A 24,453-nucleotide genomic window follows, 5' to 3' on the forward strand; every position below is an offset into this window, starting at 1 on the left:
TGATCACAAGCCGGGAGTCATACGTGGAAGCCCTCGACTCAGTCCTCACGGCGGCGCGTGCCCAGTTCGCGACCACCATCAGTTTTCACATCGTGCTGGCGGCGTTCACCATCGGTCTGTCGAATTTTCTACTGGTACTCGAGGCGTTGTGGCTCAAGACCGGTCGCGAAGTCTATCTGGATGTCTATCACTACTGGCTCAAGATATTCGCCCTTAATGTGGCGGTGGGTACGGCGTCAGGGCTGATTCTGGAATATCAGTTTGGGCTGAACTGGTCGCGTCTGGTGGTACAGGCGGGCGATATTCTTGGACCGTTGATGTTCTACGAAGTGTTGGCGGCGTTTTTCCTCGAGGCCGGGTTCTTGGGCATCATGCTTTTCGGATTGAAGAAGGTCGGCCCACGACTGCATTTCTTCGCAACTGGTGCCGTAGCCATGGGTTCGTTGATCAGCGCATTTTGGATACTGTCGGCCAACTCCTGGATGCACACACCCGCAGGCTATTCGATGTCAGGGGAGGGGCGCTTTCTGGCCGAAGACTGGTGGGCGATCATTTTCAATCCCTCGTTCCCCTATCGCCTGGCGCATATGACATTGGCCGCGCTGCTGGGTTCGGCAACGCTGGTGGCCGGCGCCAGTGCCTGGCAGTTGCTCAAAAGCTCGCACAATCCCCGCGCACGCCTGCAATTGTCCATGGCCTTTTGGACGGTCGTGGCTCTAACTCCCGCGCAAATTGTGGTCGGCGACCTACATGGCGAACACACTTTGAAGGTTCAACCGCAGAAGGTAGCCGCCATTGAAGGTTCGTGGACGCGTCCACCCGCAGGTGCGGGTGAACCGCTGCGCCTATTCGGCTGGCCGGATATGTCCGAAAGACGCAATCACTGGGAAGTGGCTATTCCGCGGATCGGCTCGCTTTACCTTCGTCACGACCTGAGCGGCACCATCGCCGCACTGGACGAGTTCGCGCCTGAGGACATTCCGCCGGTGCCGCCAGTATTTTTCGCATTTCGCCTGATGGTCGGGCTGGGGTTGATGATGTTGGCGCAAGGCATCGCCAGCCTCGTTCTTCGCTTTCGTAAGCGTCTGTACATTGCACGCGGGTGGTTATGGAGCTGTGTGCTGATGGCCCCAACGGGATTTGTAGCGATGCTCAGTGGTTGGATCGTCACTGAGGTCGGGCGTCAGCCCTTTACCGTCTACGGGCTACTGCGCACGGCCGACAGCGTGTCACGGGTCTCACGCGAGCAGGTGGTGACTTCTACGTGGGGAATTCTGCTGTTCTATCTGCTGGTATTCGGCATCGGCTTGTGGGTGCTGATGCGTTTGCTACGTGAGCCACCGCGCCGTGGCGAGCCGGGTCCGCAACCAACACTGCCTGACGAAACCGGACGGTCTTGAGGAAACGAGTCGATGGACACTGACTGGCTGACCCTGTTGTGTGCAGCAGCTCTGGCATTCTCGGTGATGAACTATGTGTTGCTCGACGGAACCGATCTGGGTGTCGGCATACTGCTGGGCCTGACGCATAGCAGCCGCAATCGACGCGCCATGGCTGTGACCATCCTGCCGATTTGGGATGCCAACGAAACCTGGCTCGTTCTCGGTGGCGGCGGGCTTCTGGCTTTGTTTCCGCTGGCCTACGCCATTCTGCTCCCCGCGCTGTACGTGCCATTTATCGCCATGTTTCTGGCATTGATACTGCGTGCAATGGCGCTTGAATTTCGTGATCACGCGCCCAGCGAGCGCGTTAAACGGCTGATCGACGGAGTGTTGCTGTGTGGCTCCCTGTGCACGGGACTGATTCAAGGTATTGTGCTCGGCACCCTGGTCAAAGGCGTCCCCCATCTGGGCAGTCAGTACAGTGGCGATGGCCGCGAGTGGCTCGAACCCTTTCCGCTATTTTGCGGCCTCGTACTCGTGCTGGGCTATACCTGGCTGGGCGCTTGCTGGCTGTATTGGCGAACCGTTGATGAACTGCAGCACCGTTCTGCGCGTCAGGCGAAGCAGCTGGCTTGGGGCACGGCAGGGCTTCTGCTGGTTTTAGTCGCTTGGACCACCACCTTGCACGATCAGTACTCGCAGCGGCTGACGGCGCCGGTGGTGTGGGTACCCGCGGTTTTGATTCTGATGGCTTTGCTGGCGGTATTCCGATCAGGGTTTCGCAGTCGTTTTGACTGGGTACCGCTGTTCTGCGCCCTGGGTGTATTCGTACTGGCGTTCGCCTTGATGCTCGTCGCGCTTTACCCGCTGATCATTCCCCCGGGTCTGACGCTACAAGCCGCCACCTCAAAGCCCAATAGCCAGGTCTTCATGCTCGTCGGCTTTGCCGTGTTGATACCGGTGACGTTGATCTACAACACCTATGGATTCAGAGTCTTCAGCGGCAAGGTACGTGTGGGAACAAAAAGCTGAAAAATTGCGGGTTTCTAAGACTGAATTTGTGGAAAAAAGACTTCAAACGTTGTGCCTTCTTCGGTGTTGGAACGCACCGTGACGTTCCCTCCATGTGACCGGGCGATTTCCCTCACGATGAACAATCCAAGCCCTACGCTGCGTGCGTTACGGTCGTTGGTGCCGCGGATCATGGGTTCGAATAGAGTCGCCATCAATGACTCAGGGATAATCGCGCCCTGGTTGCGAACGGACACAATGGTTTGATGCTCTTCACAAGATGAAGTGATGATGATCGGCTGCTTCAAATCTCCATAAGCAACGCTGTTAGCAACCAGGTTGCCAATAACTTGCTGTACCCGATCTGCATCAATGTATGCGATACCCGATCCATTGCAGTGATGCTGCAAATTTGCAGCGGGAAAAGCGACGCGCAATTCATCGACACTCTGGCTGACTAAAGTATGCAGATCAACCGGGGCCGGCGTTACTGCTATTCCTCGGCCGACCCGGGCCAAGGTAAAGTCCAACAGATCGGCAATCATTCGTTCAGCGCGGCCAGCTGACTGGCTGATATGGCCGAGCATTTTGAATTGCTTAGCAGACAGTTCGTCTCTGGTTAACATGTCAGACGCCATTTTTATCGCAGTCAGCGGTGTTTTCAGGTCATGGCTGACGATAGCAACCATCTGCTCGGCGAATGAGGCACGACGTTCGGCCTTTTCGTAGGCTATTTTCAACTCGCTTTGAGCAAGCTGAAGCGCAGTTTCCGCAACGGTTTTCTCGTGCAGTAGACCTTCGGCGACTTTTCGGGAGCTGAGTAGTTCGCGCTCATATTTGTCGCGATCGCTTATCGTGAATAGTGCCAGTTCAAAAAAAGCACCATCGGCATTTTCGCGCCTTACACCGTTAAGCAGCATTGTGACGCAATGTTTGTCCTTGTGGACCAGATCGAGCTTCACCTCGGCTACTGAGCCTTGCATACGCATCAGCGGCGCCCAATGGGTTTGGTGAAATATACGGCCGCCTATTGTCAACAGGTCTTGGAAACGCCGCCCGATCAAAGAGCAGGCGTCGAAGCCGATCCAACAGCAAAATGTCAGGTTGGCGAGCAAAATCGTCCCGTCCTCTTGCGTAACCACGAGGCCGCAAGGCGCGCCTTCAAATAGTGTCTGCGAGTCGGGACCTGGCGGTGCGTCAGTCGACATCCGCACCTGCCCTCAGCGTCAGGAAGCTGTCCATGGCTTCCGAACAGGCACTCGGTGCGCTCATGTGTGGGCAATGACCAACGTTAGCCACCAAGCTGAGTGTGCTGTTGGGAAGTACAGCATGCAGATATTCACCTACGGCGATGGGAGCGATGAAATCGTCGGTGGATTGCAGAATCAAGGTTGGTGTGACCAATCCCGCAACGTCCTTGCGATTGTCTGACATGAACGTCACGCGTGCGAATTGCTTGGCGATCTCAGGGTCGGTACGGCAGAAGCTATTGGTCAGTTCTTCTCCCAGTGCAGGTTGCCCGGGCGCGCCCATGATTACCGGTGCCATATTGCTGGACCAGCCAAGGTAGTTGCTGTCCAGCGTGTCGAGCAAGGACTGGATGTCTTCGAGTTTGAATCCCCCCACATAGTCATCGGAGTCAATGTAGCAGGGTGAAGGGCCAATCATCACATGCGCCGCAATTTTTCCAGGGCATAGGCGGTCCAGTAGGACACCTATCATGGCGCTAACAGAGTGGCCGACCAGAATTACTTCACCAGTGGCAAAATGATCGACGATTTCACCCAGATCATGGGCGTATCCCATCAAGGAACTGTATTTTTCCCGATCATACGCGCCGATATCTGACTGCCCCGACCCGACAAGGTCATAAAGGACAATCTTAAAACGAGACGTGAAGTGGTCGACCAAATAGCGCCACATGCTCTGGTCACAGCCAAAACCGTGGGAAAAGATCAGTGTCGAAGGACCTTCACCCATCACTTTTATGTTGTTGCGGTATCGCAGGTTCATGCGCGTCATCCCGAGAGTATCTAAGGTCTTTTGGCATTTTCGGCATTGTAGATAGCGCGGGTTGCGGTCATGCAGACCATTACAATAGCTACCCGTTAAGAGAGTATTCAGAAAACACGTGCTGCGATCTATCAGTACTATGGGGTCGGATGGCGGGGGAGGTGATTTTTATTCGGTACGTTAAGCGAATGATTTTGGCAGCTTCTGTGGCTTTTGGTTCAAATCATGCTGGGTGGAATCCATGCGATGAAAGTCACCACCCGGTAGCTGTCTATGTCGAATGATCGGATTACCGTTTAAATCGGACTTGCGTCCTGAATTCCTTCGTTATCGTCCGCTGATCTGACTTTGAGAAAGCTTACTGAACTCCAGTGTGCCCGAGTCCTTCGGTATGAAGACCAACGTCTTTTATTGAACGTACGAGGACATCACCATGCGAGCAATGACTTATCACGGCGCCCATGACGTCAGAGTCGAGAGCGTGCCGGATCCGGTACTAGAAGCGCCGGACGACATTATTCTGCGCGTCACCGCCACAGCCATCTGTGGTTCTGATTTGCACCTGTATCGCGGCAAGATTCCCACCGTCGAGCATGGCGATATCTTCGGTCACGAGTTCATGGGCATCGTCGAGGAGACCGGTTCTGGCGTGACTGCGGTCCAGCGCGGTGATCGGGTGGTGATCCCGTTTGTCATCGCCTGTGGTGATTGTTTCTTTTGCCAACAGGAGCTTTACGCCGCGTGTGAGACGACGAATACCGGCCCGGGCGCGGCGATGAACAAAAAACTGATTCCGCCGCCGGCGGCACTGTTCGGTTATAGCCGAATGTATGGCGGCATTCCGGGAGGTCAGGCTGAACTGGTTAGAGTGCCTAAAGCCAACACTGGGCCATTTAAGGTTCCAGGCACGCTGGCGGATGAGAAGGTGCTGTTTCTCTCCGATATCCTGCCAACCGCCTGGCAGGCGGTTCTCAATGCAAATATCGGTCAAGGTTCGAGTGTGGCCATCTACGGCGCTGGCCCGGTGGGACTGCTAAGCGCCGCCTGCGCCCGCATGCTCGGTGCTGAGCGCATCTTCATGGTCGATCATCATGCGTATCGCCTTGAATATGCGCAGCGTACTTACGGTGTTATCCCGATCAACTTTGATGAAGATGATGATCCGGCCGACACCATCATCCGGCAGACTCCGGGTAGCAGGGGCGTGGACGGGGTGATCGACGCCGTGGGGTTCGAAGCCAAGGGCAGCACCACCGAAACAGTACTCGCCACGCTCAAGCTGGAAGGCAGTAGCGGCAAAGCACTGCGCCAGTGCATCGCTGCGGTACGGCGCGGCGGCGTGGTCAGTGTGCCCGGCGTGTACTCAGGGTTCATTCACGGTTTTCTATTCGGCGATGCGTTCGACAAGGGCCTGACGTTCAAAATGGGTCAGACTCATGTGCAGCGGTTCTTGCCTGAGCTGTTGAAACACATTGAGACGGGTCGGTTGCAACCCGAGGCCATCATCACCCACAGGCTGTCGCTGGAACAGGCAGCGGAAGGTTACCGGATCTTCGACAAGAAACAGGAAAACTGTCGCAAGGTTATCCTGACACCTGGCAGCAGCGACGTACCACTGGCCGACGTGAATGAGACTCCGCCAATGGTCCCAGTCGCTTAACGGTAACCCTTATCCTGCTGGCCGCTGATAGTGCCAAAACTTAAGCCGTGACTGTTGGAGTGAAGCCTGTCCTCACCATTGGATGACAGGCTTTATACTTGCAGCAGGCTACCGTCGTCATAAACCAGAACACCCCTAGGTTCCTTGGCCCATGCCTTCAACTGCCCGCCGATAATTTGCCGTCGCTTTCTCAATCATCGATCTGCGCTCCTCTTTGGTGATGAACCCCTCTTCGCAATACTCCTCGGCAAGGCGCAGTAATTCATCGTATTGCTCAGGAGCGCTCATTCGAATTTCAGGATGAGTGAATAGTCGCTGCCAGGTTTCCAGTGCCTGTGCTTTTCTGTCTTCATACATGACATGACCCTCCAAGTATGGACGGTAGAAAGGTCTGCACGTTTACGGTTCAATACCGGTGACGAGTGGGTGGCTAGAGTTTAAAACGCCGAGCCGCACGAGAGTATGTTGAGAAACACCCGCAATACTTGGCTTTGAAGCATAAACACTTAAAGATCCGCATCACATGTGAGTTGCATCAATTTCCAATCAGTTGCATTTATTGTCAAATGTCACAGTTGCCACCGACCAGCGCCGGCCCCGATGCAGAATGGTGCGGTTGACGGAATGGACGCTGCGGCCAATGAGTCAGCGGCACGCCGCTGGCGACCGATTGAATCGCCGCCACTTCCAGCGCTTCGCACTCGGACAGGGGCGGCAGCAGGCCTGGCAGGCGACTCGCCAATAACGTTTTGCCAGTGCCCGGCGGCCCGCTGAACAACAGGTTGTGCGCGCCTGCCGCGGCAATCAGCAGCGCCCGTTTGGCGGCCATCTGCCCTTGCACTTCGTTGAGGTCGGGATAAGGTTTCGCCGCGTGGATCAGCCCGTCCGAGACATAAGGCTCGACCGGAGTATGTCCGTTGAAATGCGCCACGGCTTCCAGCAGATGATCCACCGCAAACACTTTCAGGCCAGAAGCCAGACAGGCCTCCTCGGCATTCGCCCGCGGCACCACCAGGGCCCGCCCGGCCTTGCGCGCCGCCAGCGCCGCTGGCAACACCCCGCGCACCGGCCGCACCGCGCCGGACAGCGCCAGTTCACCGAGGCATTCCACCTCATCCAGCGTGAGACACGGCACCTGCACACTTGCCGACAGAATCCCCAAGGCAATCGCCAGATCGAACCGCCCGCCGTCCTTGGGCAAATCCGCCGGCGCCAGATTCAGGGTGATCCGCCGCGCCGGAAACTGCAGCCCGGAATTGATGATCGCGCTGCGCACCCGATCCTTGCTCTCCTTCACCGCCGCCTCGGGCAGGCCGACCATGGTCAGTGACGGCAGGCCGTTGGCCAGATGAACTTCGACGGTAACGGCGGGTGCATCCACGCCTATCTGGGCGCGACTGTGGACGATGGACAGGGACATGGTCGTTCCTTGAGCTGAATCGGGGGCCGCTTCCTGCGGGTTTTTGAAGGGTAGTCGGGGAAAGGGGAGCTGGCGCGCGCGAACTTTCACTGGATGTTGCGGGAGGAGGTCAACCAATTTCGAGGCGAAAAAAAACCGCCTTGAGTAGACGGTTTTCAGTTTGCAGGCTTCGGTGAGGCCAAGGCCTGCGTATCCTTTGCGGACACACTCGTGTATGTGCAGGTTATGCACGTTTTCACGTTGACGCAAGCACCGACATCATTTGTCCAAAGTCAATATCACCTTGAAATGATTGACTCATTAAGGTGTGAAACATTGCTTAATCACTTGATACAACTTGTTTAAGTCCCCTTCGAACTACCGGCATAACATCCCCGGCGACGATGCCCACTCCTCGAGTTTTCGTGAAGTGTGGTCGGGAGCTAAAGATTTCATGTTCCTCGACACGGTATGAGACCCGTGCCGGTGCTGTTTTTGGGGAACCCACACCCGGCCGCCTTGGCGGACACACTCGTGTGTAGTCCCGAAGATGTTCGTACGCCGGAAAGTGCATCGGAGGTTTGGCCCCACGCAAGGAGGGCCAAAGTATGTCTAAGTTTCTTAAACATATGTGGCGCCTCGTCAGAATCGCGTTATGGGCTTTTCGCCTGTACGAGTTTCTGCGAGACCGTTGGAATAGTTCGTTGTAGAGGATTGATCTGACGGAAACCGCTCCTGCCTCGGCGGGGGCGGTTTAATGTCTACTCGCAAACTTGAAGGCGTCTCGGCCCAGCGGCTGCAGTCTTACTCGGCCGGCGGCGTCAGCCTGGCTTCCAGTTCTGCGACTTTGGCTTCAAGGCTTTCAAGGCGGGCGCGAGTTCGAGCCAGGACGACCATCTGGCTATCGAATTCTTCACGGCTCACCAGATCCAGTTTGCTGAAAGCACTTTGCAGCAGCATCTTGAACTGGCTTTCGATTTCGGCTTTTGGCAGCGGGGTGTCGCCGCTGAACAGGCGGGAGGCAGTGCCGCTCAGGGCGTCGAGGAAGTCTTTGGGCGCGAGCATGGAATGTGTCCTGTAAACAGTGGCGCGCAGTGTATCACGCAGTGTCTATAGTCATTGACGCAGGCACGGATGCACGCTTTTCGCGCAAGCGGACGGACGGCAACGCACCGTTGTTGTGCGTAACCGTCGGGCGTTTTTCGTGCAAACGCCTGTGACAGCGGCCAAGGGATTGAAATCAGAGGAATTTGGCGAGATGGCAAGCTTTCTGCTTAGTCGGTAGTGACCCATGCACTGATGCAGTCGCTGTGACGAATGCAGTGCGGCAGGCGGAGCGGGGAGTTTCGCCGGCAGCGGTTAGCTGGCGTCAGTCGGGCAGGCAAGGCCGACGATGCGTTACAAAGCCAGGCACTGCGCTTAGACTTGAGTCGGGTTTGTTTTCCTGGGGCAAGTCCACCAATTCGGGAGAGAGTTTCATGAAGCTAGTCACTGCCATCATCAAGCCGTTCAAGTTGGACGACGTGCGCGAGTCGCTGTCCGAAATCGGCGTGCAGGGCATTACCGTTACTGAAGTCAAAGGCTTCGGCCGGCAGAAGGGTCACACCGAGCTGTATCGCGGCGCGGAATATGTGGTCGATTTTCTGCCCAAGGTGAAAATCGACGTGGCCATCGACGACAAGGATCTGGATCGGGTTATCGAGGCGATAACCAAAGCGGCCAACACCGGCAAGATCGGTGACGGCAAGATCTTCGTGGTCAATCTGGAACAGGCGATTCGCATCCGTACCGGCGAAACCGATACCGACGCGATCTAAGCGCCGCCACAAACCCAACGCCCCAGGAGAAAACAATATGACTCTGCGTAAATTCGCAGGGCTAGGAGCCCTGTTGTCCATCGTAATGCCCGGCCTTGCAATGGCGGCAGACGAAGTGGCGGCCCCGGTCCTCAATTCCGGCGATACCGCCTGGATGCTCACCTCGACAGCCCTCGTGCTGTTCATGACCATCCCGGGCCTGGCGCTGTTCTACGGCGGCATGGTCCGCTCGAAAAACATTCTTTCCGTGATGATGCAATGCTTCGCCATTACCGGTCTGATCAGCATCCTGTGGGTCATTTATGGCTACAGCATTGCGTTCGACACCACCGGCATGGAGCAGGGCGTCGTCAACTTCAACTCGTTCTTCGGCGGCATGGGCAAGGCGTTCCTCGCCGGTGTCACGCCTTCGAGCCTGACCGGCCCGGCGGCGCTGTTCCCTGAGGCGGTGTTCATCACCTTCCAGATGACCTTCGCGATCATTACCCCGGCGCTGATCGTCGGTGCGTTCGCCGAGCGGATGAAGTTTTCCGCGATGCTGATCTTCATGGGCATCTGGTTCACCCTGGTCTATGCACCGATCGCGCACATGGTCTGGTCCGGTAACGGCGGCCTGATGTGGGACTGGGGTGTACTCGACTTCGCGGGTGGCACGGTGGTGCACATCAACGCCGGTGTGGCCGGTCTGATCGCCTGCCTGGTATTGGGCAAGCGTAAAGGCTTCCCGACTACCCCGATGGCGCCGCATAACCTCGGTTACACCCTGATGGGTGCAGCGATGCTGTGGGTCGGCTGGTTCGGTTTCAACGCCGGTTCCGCCGCTGCTGCCAACGGCACCGCCGGCATGGCGATGCTGGTCACTCAGATTGCAACCGCAGCTGCCGCACTGGGCTGGATGTTTGCCGAGTGGATCACCCACGGCAAGCCAAGTGCGCTGGGCATCGCCTCGGGTGTGGTTGCCGGTCTGGTGGCAATCACCCCGGCTGCAGGCACCGTGGGCCCGATGGGCGCACTGGTGATCGGTCTGGCGGCGGGTATGGTGTGCTTCTTCTGCGCCACCACCCTGAAACGCAAGCTTGGTTATGACGACTCCCTGGACGCATTCGGCGTGCACGGTATCGGCGGTATCCTCGGTGCGATCCTGACCGGTGTATTCGCTGCACCGTCGCTGGGCGGCTTCGGCACCGTGACCGACATCGCGGCGCAAGTGTGGATTCAGTGCAAAGGCGTCGGCTTCACAGTGATCTACACCGCGATTGTCACCTTCATCATCCTCAAGGTGCTGGACGCCGTGATGGGTCTGCGTGTGACCGAGGAAGAAGAATCGGTTGGCCTGGACCTGGCACAACACAACGAACGCGGCTACAACCTGTAAGTACGCGCATCGAAAAAACTTGCCCGGCTTGCCGGGCATTTTTTTGTCCTGGATTTGTCATTGAGAGAGCAGCTGGAAGGATTTTTCGTACGGCTTTCGTCGTGTTTACGATGGGCATTTTTCTGCGGCCAATGGCTTACATCATTGCAGGAATATTAGGGCCTTTGTTTTTTCCCAGAGCGCGCTAGAATGCGCCCCGAACGTGCGGAGAACTGTATGTGGCAACAGACTCTGATAACTCTGCGGGCACGGCCCCGGGGCTTTCATCTGGTAACGGACGAGTTACTCGCCGGCCTGCCTGAACTCAAGGCGTGCCGGGTCGGTCTGTTGCATTTGTGGCTGCAGCATACCTCGGCGTCGTTGACCATCAACGAGAACGCCGATCCGGCGGTCCGTCGCGACTTCGAACGATTTTTCAATCGTCTGATCCCACAAGGAACAGACGGCTATGAGCATAACGACGAAGGCCTGGACGACCTCCCGGCGCACTTCAAGGCCAGCGTGCTTGGCTGCCAGATCAGTCTGCCGGTATCGGCGGGACGTCTGGCTCTGGGAACCTGGCAAGGCGTTTATCTGGGCGAGCACCGTGATCATGGCGGTGCCCGTAAAGTCCTCGCCACCTTGCACGGTGAAGGGGCGTAAACCGCTGGTCACCAGCGGTTACCGATTTTTTTCCGGCGACTTTCGACAGTCGCCAAAGCTGGTCTATAACTAATCTGCTTTTCGCAAGTCATGAGGTAGAACATGAGCGACGATGATCTGGAAAACGACGACCTCGAAGTAGGCGACGAAGACGAGGCCGAGGACGGTCTGGAAGCAGCAGCGGAAGACGTTGCTGAAGACGATGGCGGTGACGATACGCCGGCCCCGGCTGCCAAAGGCAAAGCCAAGGCTGCGGTGTCGGTAGACGAGTTGCCGAGCATCGAAGCCAAGAACAAGGAGCGCGACGCCCTGGCCAAGGCCATGGAAGAATTCCTTGCGCGCGGCGGCAAGGTGCAGGAAGTGGAGGCCAACGTGGTCGCCGATCCGCCCAAGAAGCCGGACAACAAGTACGGCAGCCGCCCTATCTGAGGCGTGTCACTTGCTTGCTGAAAAAGCCCGCCGTCGCTGCGGGCTTTTTCATGCCTGGAACAAATACTCCAGACTCGCCGCGATCCCTTGCAGGGGTGAGCCTTGTGGTGAGGGGATTTATCCCCGATGGGTCGCGAAGCGGCCCCTGATGCAGCACGCCCCACAGTCCTGACACACCGCGCAAGATGACTTCACGGCTGCTGCGCAACCGATCGGGGATAAATCCCCTCGCCACAAAAAAGCGGTTGTGTGTCAGTAGGCGGTGGCATTCCAACGTGCGAGAACTGCCGGCAAATCAGTCAGGCTACGAATCTCGGCATCCGGCAGCCGCTCCGCTTCCCAGACCTTGCCCGCCGGGTTGAACCAGATCGCGCGCATGCCCGCCTGCTGCGCCCCGGCAATGTCGTCGCCCGGATGATCGCCAATGTGCACGGCTGCTTCCGCACTCACGCCACCGCGCTGCAACGCCTCGTGGAACAGCCGCGCATCCGGCTTGGCGATACCGATGTCTTCGGCGCACAACGCAAACTTGAAGTAATCGGCGAGCCCGAGGCGGCGTACGTCGGCATTGCCATTAGTGACCACGCCGAGAGCGTAGTGGTTGGCGAGGATTTCCAGGGTGGGTTCGACCTCGGGAAATACCGAGATCTGGTGCCGTGCCTGCAGGAACACTTCAAAACTTTTGTCGGCCAGATCCGAAGCCTCGCCGTGGGCGTACCCGGCGTCTTCCAGTGCGTGGAACAGCACCCGCCGGCGCAGCGCGCTGATGCGGTGCTTGAGGCCCGGTTCGCGGTTAAGCACCCGTTCGCGAATCGCCCACAGATGCTCCACCGGCACCGCGCCCAGGTTCGGTGCGTGTTCGCTCAGCCATTCGCGCAATACCGCTTCGGCGCTGACGATCACCGGGGCGGTGTCCCACAGGGTGTCGTCGAGGTCGAAGGTGATCAACTGGATGTTCATGAATCGTCGCCTTTGCTGCGTTTGGCCCGGGGGTGGGCGCTGTCGTAGACCGCCGCCAGGTGCTGGAAGTCCAGGTGGGTGTAGATCTGCGTGGTCTTGATGTCCGAGTGGCCGAGCAGTTCCTGCACCGCGCGCAGGTCCTGCGAGGATTCCAGCAAGTGGCTGGCGAAGGAGTGCCGCAGCATGTGCGGGTGCAGGTTCTGCCCCAGTTCACGTTCGCCGGCCAGTTTCACCCGCACCTGAATCGCCCGTGGGCCGAGGCGCCGACCTTGTTGGCTGACGAACACGGCATCGTCGGCCGGGTTGGTCATGGCTCGCAGCGGCAGCCATTGCTCCAGTGCTTCGCGCGCCTTTTTGCCGACCGGCAGCAGGCGGGTCTTGCTGCCCTTGCCGAGCACCTGAACCATGCCGTCGGCCAGATCCAGCTGATCGAGGTTGAGCCCGGTCAGTTCGGACAGGCGCAGGCCCGAGGAGTAGAACAGTTCGAGAATCGCTTGATCGCGACGGGCGAGAAAATCGTCCTCGACCGCACCTTCCAGCAGTTGCAGCGCACGGTCGGTGTCGAGGGTTTTCGGCAAGCGCCGTTCGCCTTTCGGCGGCGCCAGGCCGGTCGCCGGGTCGTGTTCGCACAGACCTTCGCGATTGAGGTAGTGATAGAGCCCGCGCACTGCCGAAAGCAATCGGGCAAGACTGCGTGACGATTGTCCCTGAGCATGCAGCCGGGCAATCAGGCTGCGCAGACGCTGAATATCCAGCGCCGCCCAACTGCCGATGTTCTGCTTGATGCACCAGCCGAGGACTTTATCGAGGTCGCGGCGGTAGGCCGACAGGGTGTGCGGCGACACCTGTCGCTCACTGCGCAGGTGTTCGCAGTAAGCGTCCAGTTGTCGTTCCATGTTCAGCGTACCGAGCGCAGGGAGCTGTTGACCCGTGGCAGCACGCGGCCCATGACTTCGGCGATGTAGCTGAGAAACAGCGTGCCGACTGAGCTTTTGTATTGCTGCGGATCACGGCTGGCGATGGCCAGAATACCGTGGATGCCTTGGTGGCTGACGGCGACCACGGCGGTGGAGCCGATCTGCTTGCGTTGCTCTTCGCCGAACAGGAAGTCCAGCTCATGTTCACGCAGAGTGCCGCTGACGCTCTTGCCTTCGGTGAGCAGACCGCCGATCGCGGTTTGCGCGTCGGCATGAGTCACCCAGCGGCCAACCGGTACCGGGTTGTCGCCGAGCAGGATCAGGCTGACAAAGGGCACCTGAAAGTCCTGGCGCAGACTGTCTTCGACACTGATCACCACGTCTTCCAGGCTGGCCGCGTCCATCAGCGACAGAATCAGGCGACGGGTCTTGTCGAACAGCCGGTCGTTGTCGCGGGCGACGTCCATCAAATGCGAGAGGCGATGACGCATCTCGATGTTGCGGTCGCGCAAAATGCTCATCTGCCGTTCGACCAGCGATACGGTGTCACCGCGCTGGTGGGGAATGCGCAAGGCGGGCAGCAGTTCTTCGTGCTCGACGAAGAAGTCCGGATGAGCCTCCAGGTATGCGGCAACCGCTGCCGCCTCCAGGCTCTCGGACGCTGATTCGTCGGACTGTCGGGCGGGTACCTGAGGCTTATCGGTCATGGCTTCTGCTCACTCAAAGACGCACTTGTCCTTCGTATACACGCACTGCCGGGCCGGTCATCAGCACTGGCTGGCCAGGGCCTGCCCATTCAATGGACAGACGCCCGCCGGGCAGGTCGATCAACAGCGGCGAATCCATCCACCCCTGGCTGATAGCCGCGACAGCCGCGGCGCAAGCCCCGGTGCCGCAGGCCTGGGTCTCCCCGGCGCCGCGTTCCCAGACGCGCAATTGCGCGCGGTGGCGGTCGATGACCTGGATGAAACCGACGTTGACCCGTGCCGGAAAGCGCGGATGGTGTTCGATTTTCGGTCCCAGTTCATGCACCGGTGCGGTATTGATGTCCTGCACGCGCAGCACCGCATGGGGGTTACCCATCGACACGGCGGCCAGTTCGACCGTGGTGCCGTCGACTTCCAGCTGATAGCTGGACGCCTGCGCCGGTGTGTCGAACGGAATGTCCGCTGGCACCAGGCGTGGTGCGCCCATGTTCACGCCGATCTGGCCGTCGTTACGCACATCCAGCTCGATGATGCCGCCCTTGGTCTCGACGCGAATCTGCCGTTTGGCGGTCAGGCGTTTGTCGAGCACGAAACGCGCGAAGCAGCGCGCACCGTTGCCGCACTGTTCCACTTCCGAGCCATCGGAGTTGAAGATCCGGTAACGGAAATCCACGTCCGGGTTGCTCGGCGCTTCGACAATCAGCAACTGGTCGAAACCGATACCGGTGTGCCGGTCGCCCCATTGCTTGGCGTGCTTGGGCTGAATATGCGCGTGCTGGCTGACCAGGTCGAGAACCATGAAGTCATTGCCCAGGCCGTGCATTTTGGTAAAACGCAGCAGCATGGGTTACTCCGGCAGCAGGCTTTCGCCGGCAAACAGCTCAGCCACGGTTTCGCGGCGGCGCACTTCCAAAACCTGATCACCGTCTACCAGCACTTCAGCGGCACGGCCGCGGGTGTTGTAGTTGGAACTCATCACAAAGCCATAGGCACCGGCCGAATGCACGGCCAGCAGGTCGCCTTCTTCCAGCGCCAGCTCACGATCCTTGGCGAGGAAATCGCCGGTTTCGCAGATCGGGCCGACGATGTCGTATTTGCGCGCAGCGGAGTCACGCGGTTTGACGGCGGTGACGTCCATCCAGGCCTGATACAGCGCCGGGCGGATCAGATCGTTCATCGCCGCGTCGACGATGGCGAAATCCTTGTGTTCGGTGTGCTTGAGGTATTCGACCTGGGTCAGCAGCACGCCGGCGTTGGCGACGATGAAGCGGCCCGGCTCGAACACCAATGCCAGATCACGACCATTCAAACGCTCGCGCACAGCCTTGATGTAGTCGCCGGCCAGTGGCGGCTCTTCATCGCGATAACGCACGCCCAGGCCGCCACCGAGATCGATGTGGCGCAGGTGGATGCCGCAATCGCCGAGGCGATCGACCAGATCGAGCAGACGGTCGAGGGCATCGAGGAACGGTGGCAGGCTGGTCAGTTGCGAGCCGATGTGGCAGTCGACACCGATCACTTCCAGGTTCGGCAGGTGCGCCGCACGCACGTACACGTCTTCGGCGTCGGCAATGGCGATGCCGAACTTGTTCTCTTTGAGACCAGTGGAAATGTACGGGTGGGTGCCGGCATCGACGTCCGGGTTGACGCGCAACGAGATCGGCGCGCGAACGCCCAGTTCGGCAGCCACCACTTGCAGGCGCTCCAGCTCGTCGGTGGATTCGACGTTGAAGCAGTGCACGCCGACTTCCAGGGCGCGACGCATGTCGTCACGGGTCTTGCCGACGCCGGAGAAGACGATCTTGTCGGCACTGCCGCCAGCGGCCAGCACACGCTCCAGTTCGCCACGGGAAACGATGTCGAAACCGGCGCCGAGACGGGCCAGGACATTCAGCACGCCGAGGTTGGAGTTGGCCTTGACCGCGTAGCAGACCAGGTGCGGCATGCCGGCCAGCGCATCGGCGTAGGCCAGATACTGGGCTTCGATGTGCGCACGCGAGTAGACATAGGTGGGCGTGCCGAAGCGGTCGGCGATGGCGGACAGCGCCACACCTTCCGCGAACAGCTCCCCGCCACGGTAGTTAAAAGCGTCCATGGCGATCCCTTATTGGTAAACGTCGTGCTTGTGTGCTTTGGACGGCTGCTTTTGCGAAGACTGGGCTTGCTCGGCCGGGTCCTGATCGTCATCCGGCAGGTACAGCGGGCCTTTTTGACCACAGGCCGAAACGAGGCAGGCAACCGCGACGAGCGCAGCAAGGGAAGAGATCAGGCGCTTCATGGCGAAATCCTTGAAAATGCGTTAATTGCGCCGGAGTATACCGGCCACCCGGCAGCTTGCCTATGCGAGGGGGTTCCCGTCCGGCGGGGCTCTCTGGATACTGGCAATTCCTGCGGGAGCGCTGGATGGGAAATGGTGCTTGGTCGTTAATCTTTGCAATCGGCCGGCAGCGTCCGTATCTTGCGGCGCTTGAGCCTGACCCGACATTTTTTGAGGTTGCCACAATGAGTTTGTCCGAAGCGCGTTTCCACGATCTGGTCGATGCCACCCAGCAGGCGTTGGAAGAGTTGCTGGAGGATCATGCCGACGATATCGAGATCACGGCCGGCATGATGACCATCAAGTTCGATAACGGCAGCCAGTTGATCATCAGTCGCCAGGAGCCGCTGCGTCAGCTGTGGCTGGCGGCGCGTTCCGGTGGATTCCATTTCGACTACGACGAAGAGTCGGGCAAATGGAGCTGCGAGAAGTCTGAAGAACTGCTCGGTGAAGTACTGGCTCGTTGCGTTCAGGACCAGACCGGCCTCGAGCTGGACTTCGAAGAGATCTGATCGTGACCGAGGTTGCCCCGCGCCCACCCAAGCCGCTCTACAGCAACGTCAGCCCAGCGGTGCCGTCACCGTGCAGCGGCGTGTGCCGGCTGGATGAGCAGAAGGTTTGCCTTGGCTGCTTCCGCCATGTCGAAGACATTCGTGAATGGCGTTCGGCGGACGATCAACGCCGCCGGGTGATTGTTGCCCAGGCCGCCAGGCGCAGAACCACCTCCCTGTAGGAGCTGCCGCAGGCTGCGATCTTTTGATCTTGCTCCTTTAAAAGCAAAGATCGCAGCCTGCGGCAGCTCCTACAGGGTTAGCGGGGTGCCGGGTGGGTGGCTTGTATATTTTTTGAGCTGTGATAGTGTCCGAACACGCCTCAACCCATCGAGGCCTGGTGAAAACCCCGTCTTTTTTGGCGGGGTTTTGCTTTTTTTGTGTGCAGAAGAAAGGAGTCTGCCCGGATCATGACCGCACCTTCCATCACCCTTACCCGTCTGGACGTACAACGTCTGGAGCGCCTGATCGACAACCTGAACGAGAAAGACCAGGCTGCGCCGGGCGTGATCGCGCTGCAAACCGAACTGGACCGCGCCGATACACTGGTCGGCCACGATGAAGTGCCCGCTGATGTCGTGACGATGAATTCCCGCGTGCACTGCCGCGAAGAAGGCAGCGGCAAGGATTATCACCTGACGCTGGTCTATCCCAAGGATGCCAATGCTGACGAAGGCAAGATCTCGATCCTCGCACCGGTCGGCAGCGCGCTGCTGGGCCTGAAGGTCGGTCAGCACATCGACTGGCCCGCGCCGGGTGGCAAGACCCTGAAACTGACTTTGCTGGAAGTCGAGTCGCAACCGGCCAACGGCGGTGATTTCCGCGAGTGACCCCGCCTCAGATCTGTTCGAGCGCCTCGTTCAGGGCGCGCTCCAGGTCGGCCTTGTAGCGCAAATACAGATTGCTTGAACTCTGCCCGTCACCAAGCAGGCCCGAGAGGTCCAGGTCGGTGATGTAGCAGCGATAGCGCTCGGTTTCGCGGCGCTGTTCGACGATCTCCCGGGCGACCACGCTAAACAGCTGGTCGCCATGTTCGAGCTCGCTGAATTCTCGTTGATTGCAATACAGGGTGACCTGCACTTCGCCCGGTGCGGCTTTGCCAATGATTGCCTGCACATCGTAGAACGGTTTGTTCACCGGGGTTTGCGGCGCCGACCGTGCTTCGACCCGGCGCGCGCGCCCCGGGCCTGAAGGCAATAACTGGTAATACAAGGTTTCGAGGCTGATCGCCGGGCTGCCGTCCATCGGCAACAGTGCTTCTCGCCGGTACTGGATCGATTGCAGGAATCGCTGCAGCGGCACCAGCAGGCTCTGTTCGTCGTGGTACGGCAGATGCTGTTGCCACAGCGCGTTGAACTCATCCAGCACGTACAACTCGGCCTGTTGTTCGGTAATCCGGTAGAACACCTGAATCGCCTCCGGCTGGCCCATGGGCAGAATCAGCGCGAGGTCATGATCCTCCAGCGCCATCGGATCCAGGTGCAGCGGGCTATAGCGCGGCTGTTCTTCACCCAGATAATCGAGCAGCGCCGGCAGGGTGGCGAGCGCGACATGATTGACCTGGCCCGGCACCAGTTCCAGCACGTGATAGTGCTGTTGCACCTGAATCAGGTAGCGGTGATTGAGCTCGCTGAGCAGCAGAGTCTGCGCAGTATCGATGACTTCTTCGACGCGCCGGGCAATGAACTGTGCGCGGTTGTGGCAGAAGCAGCGCACTTTCAATGACGGCTGCTGCGGGCCGCGCGGCAGGTTGTTGAGGTAGTCGCGCAGGCAATCGAGCAATGCGTGGGGACCGTCGAAGCGGTTGACCAGCACTTCGTTCCAGCTGTTGAGCGTGACCTGATCGAGGGTCAATACAAGGTTTTCGCGCACCCCGGCGTAACTCAACGAATCGGTGCGCTCGGTGGTCATCAGGATGTTCAGGTCGCGATGATGCTTGAGCGGGTCGACACCGACGTTGACCAGTATCAGCACCTCGCTCGGCATCGCGGCGCGCAGCAGCGGCTCTTCTGCAACGGTTGGCAGGGGCAGGGCGATGCACTGCTGCAGGCTGCCGAGCAAGTTGAACAACTCGAACTCGCTCATGTCGCTGGTGCCGGGATGAAGGGCCAGGCGCGTGCTGCTGTCGATCACGCCGTTGCGATGGCACCAGGTCAGCAGCTCGAGCAACTCGCGGCTGCGCTTGATCGGCGCAAAGTGCTCCCATTCCAGGGCGTTCAGGCTGCCGTTGTACAAGCCCCACTGGGTTTGCCCGGGCTCTTTCTTGTTCGGCGACTGCACCAGGGTCAAGGTGTCTTCGGCGAGGTCCGGGGCGATGCCGGGATTGATGAATTCGACCTTGTCGGCCTTGCGCTCGAACGCGGCGTACAGACGACGGCCAAGCACGTTCAGGTCGCGCTTGTTGATCAGGCTGACGGTCTGTTCGCTGCGGGCAAACTGGGTCAGGAAGCGGTAGCTGTAATTCAGCTCATTGACCAGGGCGCGGCGTTCAGCGCTGACCTGGCGGACTTTCCACTGGCTGCGGCTGTCGAGCAAGGCCAGTTGGCGCTGATCCCAATGCCATTCGTGCGCCAGGCGTTCCAGCAGCGAGCGCTGCCAGCTCTGGGTGCGGCTGCTGCCAGTGAGCTTGCGGTTGACCTTGAGGTACAACGCGCGTCGTACCAGCTCCAGCCGCTCCGGCTCGTTGCGGGCGGTCAGGTACTCTTCGATGCGTCGGTACACGACCATGTACGGATCCAGCTCATCCAGATCCAGTTGATTGGCAAACACGGCCTGCTTGTAACGCAGGCTCAAGCACTGCACTTTCGGGTGTTCGCTGGCGTAGACCTCGGTCAGCAACAATTTGAGTACCGATTTGTAGGGCGACTCAATGCCCTTGAACAGTTGCCACAGGCCGGCGCCGATGAACTCGCCCGGCGGAATCGTCGCCAAATGCCCGAGATCCAGCGTCTCGTCGGCGCGGATGAAGCGCTTGGACAGCAAAGTGTGGGTGTACAAGTCGTACGCACTTTCTTCGTAGACCGGCACCAGCCACCAGATCGGCGTGCGTCCGCCCAGCCAGATCGCGGTGCGATAAAACTCGTCCAGCAGCAGATAGTGCTGAGTGCTGCCGCAATTTTCGGAGCTGAGCTGGCTGTCGCGTTCGCCTGTGACGAAACGCACCGGGTCGATCAGAAAGAAGTGCGCCTCGGCGCCCTGGGTTGCGGCCCAAGCTTCGAGCAGCTGGCATTTTTTGCGCAGCTCGGCGATCTCACTTTCGCCCAGATCCGGCGCATGGCAGACCCACACGTCCATGTCGCTCTGATCGGCCTGGGCCAGGGTGCCGAGGCTGCCCATCAGGAACAGCCCGTGAATCGGCCGTGGCGGGTTGCTGCCGTGGCGTGGTTTGTAGGAGAACGAGCGAGTCAGGCGTTGTGCTTCGGCGAGGGCGATGGCGTCCGGTTCATAGTTGGACAGCCCGGCTGGCGTGCTGCCGGACACATAGCCCGGCAGCAGCGGATGATTGACGTGGAAGAACAGCGGCAGCAGGGTCAGCACGCCTTGCTGGCGGGTCGACAGCCCTTCGAGTGCCCGGCCAAGGCGACCTTCATTGAGCTTGAGAAAACGCGCGCGCAGCTGGCTGAGTACCTTGCGGTCGATGCCTTCGTCCAGATCGGGGCGGATTTCATGGGTGCGCGTCATGTCAGCTCAAACCGGCTCGTGGGCTCGGACGAAGAGGGTCTCGGAATGGGAGGCAGTTTAGCCTTTGCACGGCGGGACTTTTAAGCTGAATTTGTTTTTTGACGTCAGATTTTTAGCGCGAGGGCCGGGCAGGCCCGCGGAAATCCCGTGGCAGGAGTTCCCGTGGGCAAAAGAAGGGGGGATCAGGCGGTTTCCTGCTCTCTCAGAATGGTCAGCACGGTTTGCACATTTTGCGCGGCATCGCGACCCAGGCTGGTCAGATACCCGCCATCGGGCTGGTCGGTGAGTTCTTTTTCGAAGAGGCGTTTGGCGGCGGCAATGTGTTTCGGGGCAGCGGTCTGATGAATTTTCAAACCTTCCTGGGAACTGTCCAGGTTGAAGAGTGCGAGGACTTCCAGTTCGGCAACCAACTCAGGGGTAAGCGACATAAGGACTCCAGACTTTCTAGGAATTGGACGACAGCGTCCCTAAGGTGAACCCGCTTTTGCGGCATGTCCAGTGCTCAGATCAGGGATTTTGTCTTGAGGCGGATTCCAGTGTAGTCGGGGCCGGAGAGATGGCTGGATGGATGGGTGACAAATTGTGTGGGAGTGAGCCTGCTCGCGAAAGCGGTGTGTCATATAGCGTTGTTTTTGCTGATACACGGCATTCGCGATCAGGCTCGCTCCCACAAGGGGATATGTTTTGCTTACTGCTTTTCCGCTGGCAGCTCGGGCAGCGCACGCAGTGCGGTTTCATACCACTCGGTATCGAACGCGCGGTCTTCGTCGAGCATCGCGTCAATCTCATAGGCCAGCACGTGCGCCATCAGGTTGAGGATCTCTTCGCGCTCGACACCCACCAGGGTCAACTTGTTGAAGGTCGCCTTGGCGGCTGGCGGGTTGTCGCTTTCGATCTGGTTCTCGATGGCTTCGATCAACGTCGCCTCGGTGAACTCTTCTTCGTCGTTGTCGATGTCTGTCGGCTCGCTCATGGCAGGCTCCTCAAGGAAAGGCGCCAGTTTACCCGCATTCAGCGGCGTGATGCTGCTGGCAGGATCGTGACGGGCGATCTATAAATAGTGCCTGCCCACCCCGCACGGCCTGGAGGCTATGTGATGTTCAAGCTCTATGGATTCGCTGTCAGCAACTACTACAACATGGTCAAACTGGCACTGCTGGAAAAAGGCCTGGCGTTCGAAGAAGTCACCTTCTACCCGACGCAGACCCCGGAGTCGCTGGCGATCAGCCCGCGCGGCAAAGTACCGGTACTCGGTGTCGATGCCGGATTTATTAACGAAACCGCGATCATCCTCGAATACCTTGAGCAGACCCAGAAAGGTACGCCGCTGCTGCCGAGCGATCCATTCGAGCGAGCGCAGGTGTTGGCGATTGCCAAGGAAATCGAGCTGTACATCGAGCTGCCGGGTCGCGCCTGTTATGGCGAGGCGTTCTTCGGCGCGACGGTGCCGGACGCGATCAAGGAGAAAACCAAAGCCGAGCTGTTGCTGGGTTTTGCGGCACTGGGCCGACACGGCAAGTTCGCGCCGTACGTGGCGGGCGACAGCCTGAGCATTGCGGATTTGTACTTTCTGTACAGCGTGCCGCTGGCCTGTGCGGTCGGGCAAAAACTGTTCGGGATCGATTGGCTGGCGGAGATGCCGAAAGCCAAGGCGCTGCTGGAGCAGCTTGAGCAGAATCCGCATGTGCAGAAGATTGCGGCGGACAAAGAGGCGGCGATGCCGGCGTTTTTGGCGATGATCGCTGCCAAGAAGTGAATATTGCAGCGTTTGTAAATAGGTAATCGCTGGCAAGCCAGCTCCCACAGGTCTTTGGGTCGAACACAAAATCGTGTTCCAACAGAGAACCCTGTGGGAGCGGGCTTGCCCGCGATGCTTTTAGCGGCTTGCGATCAACGTCTGACCGCGAACCACCGCTGCCTTTACCTGCGCCGGCGCAGTCCCGCCGATGTGGTCACGGGCATTCACCGAGCCTTCCAGCGTCAGTACGGCAAACACGTCCTGCTCGATCTGGTCGCTGAACTGGCGCAATTCTTCCAGGCTCATCTCGGCCAGATCCTTGCCGGTATCCACGCCGTATTTCACCGCGTGACCGACGATTTCGTGGCAATCACGGAACGGCAGGCCACGGCGTACCAGGTAGTCCGCCAGGTCGGTGGCGGTGGAGAAACCGCGCAGGGCCGCTTCACGCATGATCGCGTGTTTCGGCTTGATCGCCGGGATCATGTCGGCAAAGGCGCGCAGCGAATCGCGCAGGGTGTCGGCGGCGTCGAACAGCGGTTCCTTGTCTTCCTGATTGTCCTTGTTGTAGGCCAATGGCTGGCCTTTCATCAGGGTCAGCAGGCCCATCAGCGCGCCGAATACCCGGCCGGTCTTGCCGCGTACCAGCTCCGGCACGTCCGGGTTTTTCTTTTGCGGCATGATCGAGCTGCCGGTGCAGAAACGATCCGGCAGATCGATGAACTGGAATTGCGCGCTGGTCCACAGCACCAGCTCTTCGGAGAAGCGCGACAGGTGCATCATCGCGATGCTCGCGGCCGAGCAGAATTCGATGGCGAAGTCGCGATCGGAAACGTTGTCCAGCGAGTTACCGCCGACGGCATCGAAACCCAGCAGTTGCGCGGTGTATTCGCGGTCGATCGGGTAGGTGGTGCCGGCCAGCGCAGCGCTGCCCAGCGGCATGCGGTTGGTGCGCTTGCGGCAGTCGACCAGACGCTCGTAGTCGCGGCTGAGCATTTCGAACCAGGCCAGCATGTGGTGGCCGAAGGTCACCGGTTGTGCGGTCTGCAGGTGAGTGAAGCCGGGCATGATGCTCGCCGCTTCACGGTCGGCCTGCTCCAGCAGGCCTTTTTGCAGGCGAGTGATTTCGGCCAGGATCAGGTCGATTTCGTCACGCAGCCACAGGCGGATGTCGGTGGCGACCTGATCGTTACGGCTGCGCCCGGTGTGCAGTTTCTTGCCGGTGATGCCGATGCGGTCAGTCAGGCGCGCTTCGATGTTCATGTGCACGTCTTCGAGGTCGACGCGCCAGTCGAACTGGCCGGCCTCGATTTCGCCCTGGATGGTCTGCAGGCCATCGATGATGCTGTCGCGCTCGGCATCCGTCAGCACGCCGACCTTGGCCAGCATGGTGGCGTGGGCGATCGAGCCCATGATGTCGTGGCGATACAGGCGCTGGTCGAAAGTGACGGAGGCGGTGAAGCGGGCGACGAAGGCGTCGACGGGTTCACTGAAGCGGCCGCCCCAGGACTGATTGGTCTTGTCAGTGCTCATGAATTCGCTCGTATCGGCTTGGAGAAAGAAGGCGTGAAACGCTGGCGCGGATAATAACAGGGTTGCCAATCCTGTCGCTGACACCGGTCGATACGTTTTTTTCTCATCTGCTCGTTCATAGTCGGCGCTGTCTGCAAGGGATTTGCGCAAGGATATTTTTCGATTGAGCAATATCGGCCCGGCAAGCGTCTACAGTTGGACATAAGGGTCGGCCCGACTGCAGATCGCGCTAAGGTCTGGACGCCGACTATAAGAAGAGGGGGTGGGTGGATTTGTCCTTTGGCATACCCCGTGAAAAACGCAGAAAACAGCGGGCTTTGA

Annotated in this window: 25 protein-coding genes and 1 pseudogene; 11 read left to right on the forward strand and 15 right to left on the reverse strand. The window is 59.2% G+C overall.

Annotation, left to right across the window (positions count from 1 at the left end; all coding sequences use genetic code 11):
• Positions 1 to 23 precede the first annotated feature (23 nt).
• Both L6D63_RS06410 and cydB read left to right on the forward strand, forming a co-directional pair.
• On the forward strand, positions 24 to 1,400 hold the full coding sequence (locus tag L6D63_RS06410) for a cytochrome ubiquinol oxidase subunit I (protein WP_034139789.1): 1,377 nt from the start codon (positions 24 to 26) through the stop codon (positions 1,398 to 1,400).
• 12 nt (positions 1,401 to 1,412) lie between these two features.
• Positions 1,413 to 2,414, forward strand: a complete 1,002-nt coding sequence (gene cydB, locus L6D63_RS06415; RefSeq protein WP_034139788.1) for a cytochrome d ubiquinol oxidase subunit II — start codon at positions 1,413 to 1,415, stop codon at positions 2,412 to 2,414.
• Positions 2,415 to 2,428: 14 nt separating this feature from the next.
• Here cydB and L6D63_RS06420 read toward each other — a convergent pair whose 3' ends face one another.
• Together L6D63_RS06420 and L6D63_RS06425 are read right to left on the reverse strand one after the other, a co-directional pair.
• Positions 2,429 to 3,601 carry a PAS domain-containing sensor histidine kinase gene (locus tag L6D63_RS06420; protein ID WP_131670692.1) on the reverse strand — a complete coding sequence of 391 codons (1,173 nt, stop codon included), beginning with the start codon at positions 3,599 to 3,601 and terminating at the stop codon, positions 2,429 to 2,431.
• Entirely contained in the window at positions 3,591 to 4,406 is an 816-nt protein-coding gene (locus L6D63_RS06425) for an alpha/beta fold hydrolase (protein ID WP_034139786.1), read from the reverse strand. The genes L6D63_RS06420 and L6D63_RS06425 overlap by 11 nt, the downstream gene beginning before the upstream one ends.
• A gap of 433 nt (positions 4,407 to 4,839) precedes the next feature.
• On the opposite strand from L6D63_RS06425, the gene L6D63_RS06430 reads away from it, so the two are divergent.
• Complete coding sequence (locus tag L6D63_RS06430) at positions 4,840 to 6,066, forward strand: zinc-dependent alcohol dehydrogenase (protein ID WP_131670691.1); 1,227 nt, start codon at positions 4,840 to 4,842, stop codon at positions 6,064 to 6,066.
• Between the two features lie 135 nt (positions 6,067 to 6,201).
• On the opposite strand, the gene L6D63_RS06435 is transcribed toward L6D63_RS06430, so the two are convergent.
• The 3 genes and pseudogenes from L6D63_RS06435 to L6D63_RS06445 all read right to left on the reverse strand — a co-directional run bounded on the left by L6D63_RS06435 (position 6,202) and on the right by L6D63_RS06445 (position 8,530).
• Positions 6,202 to 6,423 (reverse strand): hypothetical protein, encoded by a 222-nt coding sequence (locus tag L6D63_RS06435; protein WP_034139784.1) that lies wholly within the window; start codon positions 6,421 to 6,423, stop codon positions 6,202 to 6,204.
• A gap of 220 nt (positions 6,424 to 6,643) precedes the next feature.
• Positions 6,644 to 7,486, reverse strand: a pseudogene (locus L6D63_RS06440) (YifB family Mg chelatase-like AAA ATPase); the annotation flags it as partial.
• 783 nt (positions 7,487 to 8,269) lie between these two features.
• Positions 8,270 to 8,530 (reverse strand): accessory factor UbiK family protein, encoded by a 261-nt coding sequence (locus tag L6D63_RS06445; protein ID WP_041071977.1) that lies wholly within the window; start codon positions 8,528 to 8,530, stop codon positions 8,270 to 8,272.
• A 413-nt stretch (positions 8,531 to 8,943) separates the two neighbouring features.
• On the opposite strand from L6D63_RS06445, the gene glnK reads away from it, so the two are divergent.
• The 4 genes from glnK (at position 8,944) to sutA (ending at position 11,728) form a co-directional block, all read left to right on the forward strand.
• Positions 8,944 to 9,282 carry a P-II family nitrogen regulator gene (glnK, locus tag L6D63_RS06450; protein WP_002555808.1) on the forward strand — a complete coding sequence of 113 codons (339 nt, stop codon included), beginning with the start codon at positions 8,944 to 8,946 and terminating at the stop codon, positions 9,280 to 9,282.
• 37 nt (positions 9,283 to 9,319) lie between these two features.
• Positions 9,320 to 10,657, forward strand: a complete 1,338-nt coding sequence (locus L6D63_RS06455; RefSeq protein ID WP_131670686.1) for an ammonium transporter — start codon at positions 9,320 to 9,322, stop codon at positions 10,655 to 10,657.
• Between the two features lie 216 nt (positions 10,658 to 10,873).
• Complete coding sequence (locus tag L6D63_RS06460) at positions 10,874 to 11,299, forward strand: secondary thiamine-phosphate synthase enzyme YjbQ (RefSeq protein WP_003229414.1); 426 nt, start codon at positions 10,874 to 10,876, stop codon at positions 11,297 to 11,299.
• A 102-nt stretch (positions 11,300 to 11,401) separates the two neighbouring features.
• Positions 11,402 to 11,728 carry a transcriptional regulator SutA gene (gene sutA / locus L6D63_RS06465; protein ID WP_007951900.1) on the forward strand — a complete coding sequence of 109 codons (327 nt, stop codon included), beginning with the start codon at positions 11,402 to 11,404 and terminating at the stop codon, positions 11,726 to 11,728.
• A gap of 252 nt (positions 11,729 to 11,980) precedes the next feature.
• Here the strand turns inward: sutA and L6D63_RS06470 are convergent, their stop codons facing one another.
• The 6 genes from L6D63_RS06470 to lptM are packed head-to-tail and all read right to left on the reverse strand — an operon-like array spanning position 11,981 to position 16,590.
• The gene (locus L6D63_RS06470) at positions 11,981 to 12,688 is read right to left on the reverse strand and encodes an HAD family hydrolase (RefSeq protein WP_131670685.1); all 708 of its coding nucleotides are present in this window, start codon (positions 12,686 to 12,688) and stop codon (positions 11,981 to 11,983) included.
• Positions 12,685 to 13,584 carry a tyrosine recombinase XerC gene (gene xerC / locus L6D63_RS06475; protein WP_047297261.1) on the reverse strand — a complete coding sequence of 300 codons (900 nt, stop codon included), beginning with the start codon at positions 13,582 to 13,584 and terminating at the stop codon, positions 12,685 to 12,687. Before xerC ends, L6D63_RS06470 begins: the two co-directional genes overlap by 4 nt.
• 2 nt (positions 13,585 to 13,586) lie before the next feature.
• Positions 13,587 to 14,312 carry a DUF484 family protein gene (locus L6D63_RS06480; protein ID WP_095668028.1) on the reverse strand — a complete coding sequence of 242 codons (726 nt, stop codon included), beginning with the start codon at positions 14,310 to 14,312 and terminating at the stop codon, positions 13,587 to 13,589.
• 13 nt (positions 14,313 to 14,325) lie between these two features.
• Positions 14,326 to 15,156: a diaminopimelate epimerase gene (gene dapF / locus L6D63_RS06485; RefSeq protein WP_131670684.1), complete on the reverse strand. Its 831-nt coding sequence runs from the start codon at positions 15,154 to 15,156 to the stop codon at positions 14,326 to 14,328.
• Between the two features lie 3 nt (positions 15,157 to 15,159).
• Positions 15,160 to 16,407, reverse strand: a complete 1,248-nt coding sequence (gene lysA / locus L6D63_RS06490) for a diaminopimelate decarboxylase (RefSeq protein ID WP_047297260.1) — start codon at positions 16,405 to 16,407, stop codon at positions 15,160 to 15,162.
• Positions 16,408 to 16,416: 9 nt separating this feature from the next.
• Positions 16,417 to 16,590: an LPS translocon maturation chaperone LptM gene (gene lptM / locus L6D63_RS06495; RefSeq protein ID WP_007911098.1), complete on the reverse strand. Its 174-nt coding sequence runs from the start codon at positions 16,588 to 16,590 to the stop codon at positions 16,417 to 16,419.
• A 224-nt stretch (positions 16,591 to 16,814) separates the two neighbouring features.
• Here lptM and cyaY point away from each other — a divergent pair, with 224 nt between their 5' ends.
• The 3 genes from cyaY to rnk all read left to right on the forward strand — a co-directional run bounded on the left by cyaY (position 16,815) and on the right by rnk (position 18,010).
• Positions 16,815 to 17,141, forward strand: coding sequence for an iron donor protein CyaY (cyaY, locus tag L6D63_RS06500; RefSeq protein ID WP_041071991.1), 327 nt, complete (start codon positions 16,815 to 16,817; stop codon positions 17,139 to 17,141).
• A 2-nt stretch (positions 17,142 to 17,143) separates the two neighbouring features.
• Positions 17,144 to 17,362 carry a DUF1289 domain-containing protein gene (locus L6D63_RS06505; protein ID WP_047297259.1) on the forward strand — a complete coding sequence of 73 codons (219 nt, stop codon included), beginning with the start codon at positions 17,144 to 17,146 and terminating at the stop codon, positions 17,360 to 17,362.
• A 228-nt stretch (positions 17,363 to 17,590) separates the two neighbouring features.
• Complete coding sequence (gene rnk, locus L6D63_RS06510; RefSeq protein WP_041071993.1) at positions 17,591 to 18,010, forward strand: nucleoside diphosphate kinase regulator; 420 nt, start codon at positions 17,591 to 17,593, stop codon at positions 18,008 to 18,010.
• Positions 18,011 to 18,017: 7 nt separating this feature from the next.
• Here rnk and L6D63_RS06515 read toward each other — a convergent pair whose 3' ends face one another.
• The 3 genes from L6D63_RS06515 to L6D63_RS06525 form a co-directional block, all read right to left on the reverse strand.
• A complete protein-coding gene (locus L6D63_RS06515; RefSeq protein ID WP_131670683.1) occupies positions 18,018 to 20,861 on the reverse strand; it encodes a class I adenylate cyclase in 2,844 nt (947 codons plus the stop codon).
• Positions 20,862 to 21,043: 182 nt separating this feature from the next.
• Positions 21,044 to 21,289 carry a TIGR02647 family protein gene (locus tag L6D63_RS06520; RefSeq protein WP_003229392.1) on the reverse strand — a complete coding sequence of 82 codons (246 nt, stop codon included), beginning with the start codon at positions 21,287 to 21,289 and terminating at the stop codon, positions 21,044 to 21,046.
• A gap of 260 nt (positions 21,290 to 21,549) precedes the next feature.
• Complete coding sequence (locus L6D63_RS06525) at positions 21,550 to 21,834, reverse strand: hypothetical protein (protein ID WP_047297257.1); 285 nt, start codon at positions 21,832 to 21,834, stop codon at positions 21,550 to 21,552.
• Between the two features lie 123 nt (positions 21,835 to 21,957).
• Between L6D63_RS06525 and L6D63_RS06530 the strand changes: the two genes are divergently transcribed.
• Positions 21,958 to 22,617, forward strand: a complete 660-nt coding sequence (locus tag L6D63_RS06530) for a glutathione S-transferase family protein (protein ID WP_047297256.1) — start codon at positions 21,958 to 21,960, stop codon at positions 22,615 to 22,617.
• A 120-nt stretch (positions 22,618 to 22,737) separates the two neighbouring features.
• Here the strand turns inward: L6D63_RS06530 and argH are convergent, their stop codons facing one another.
• On the reverse strand, positions 22,738 to 24,132 hold the full coding sequence (argH, locus tag L6D63_RS06535) for an argininosuccinate lyase (protein ID WP_047297255.1): 1,395 nt from the start codon (positions 24,130 to 24,132) through the stop codon (positions 22,738 to 22,740).
• Positions 24,133 to 24,453 lie beyond the last annotated feature (321 nt).

The organism is Pseudomonas parakoreensis, assembly GCF_021602155.1.
Classification (GTDB): domain Bacteria; phylum Pseudomonadota; class Gammaproteobacteria; order Pseudomonadales; family Pseudomonadaceae; genus Aquipseudomonas; species Aquipseudomonas parakoreensis.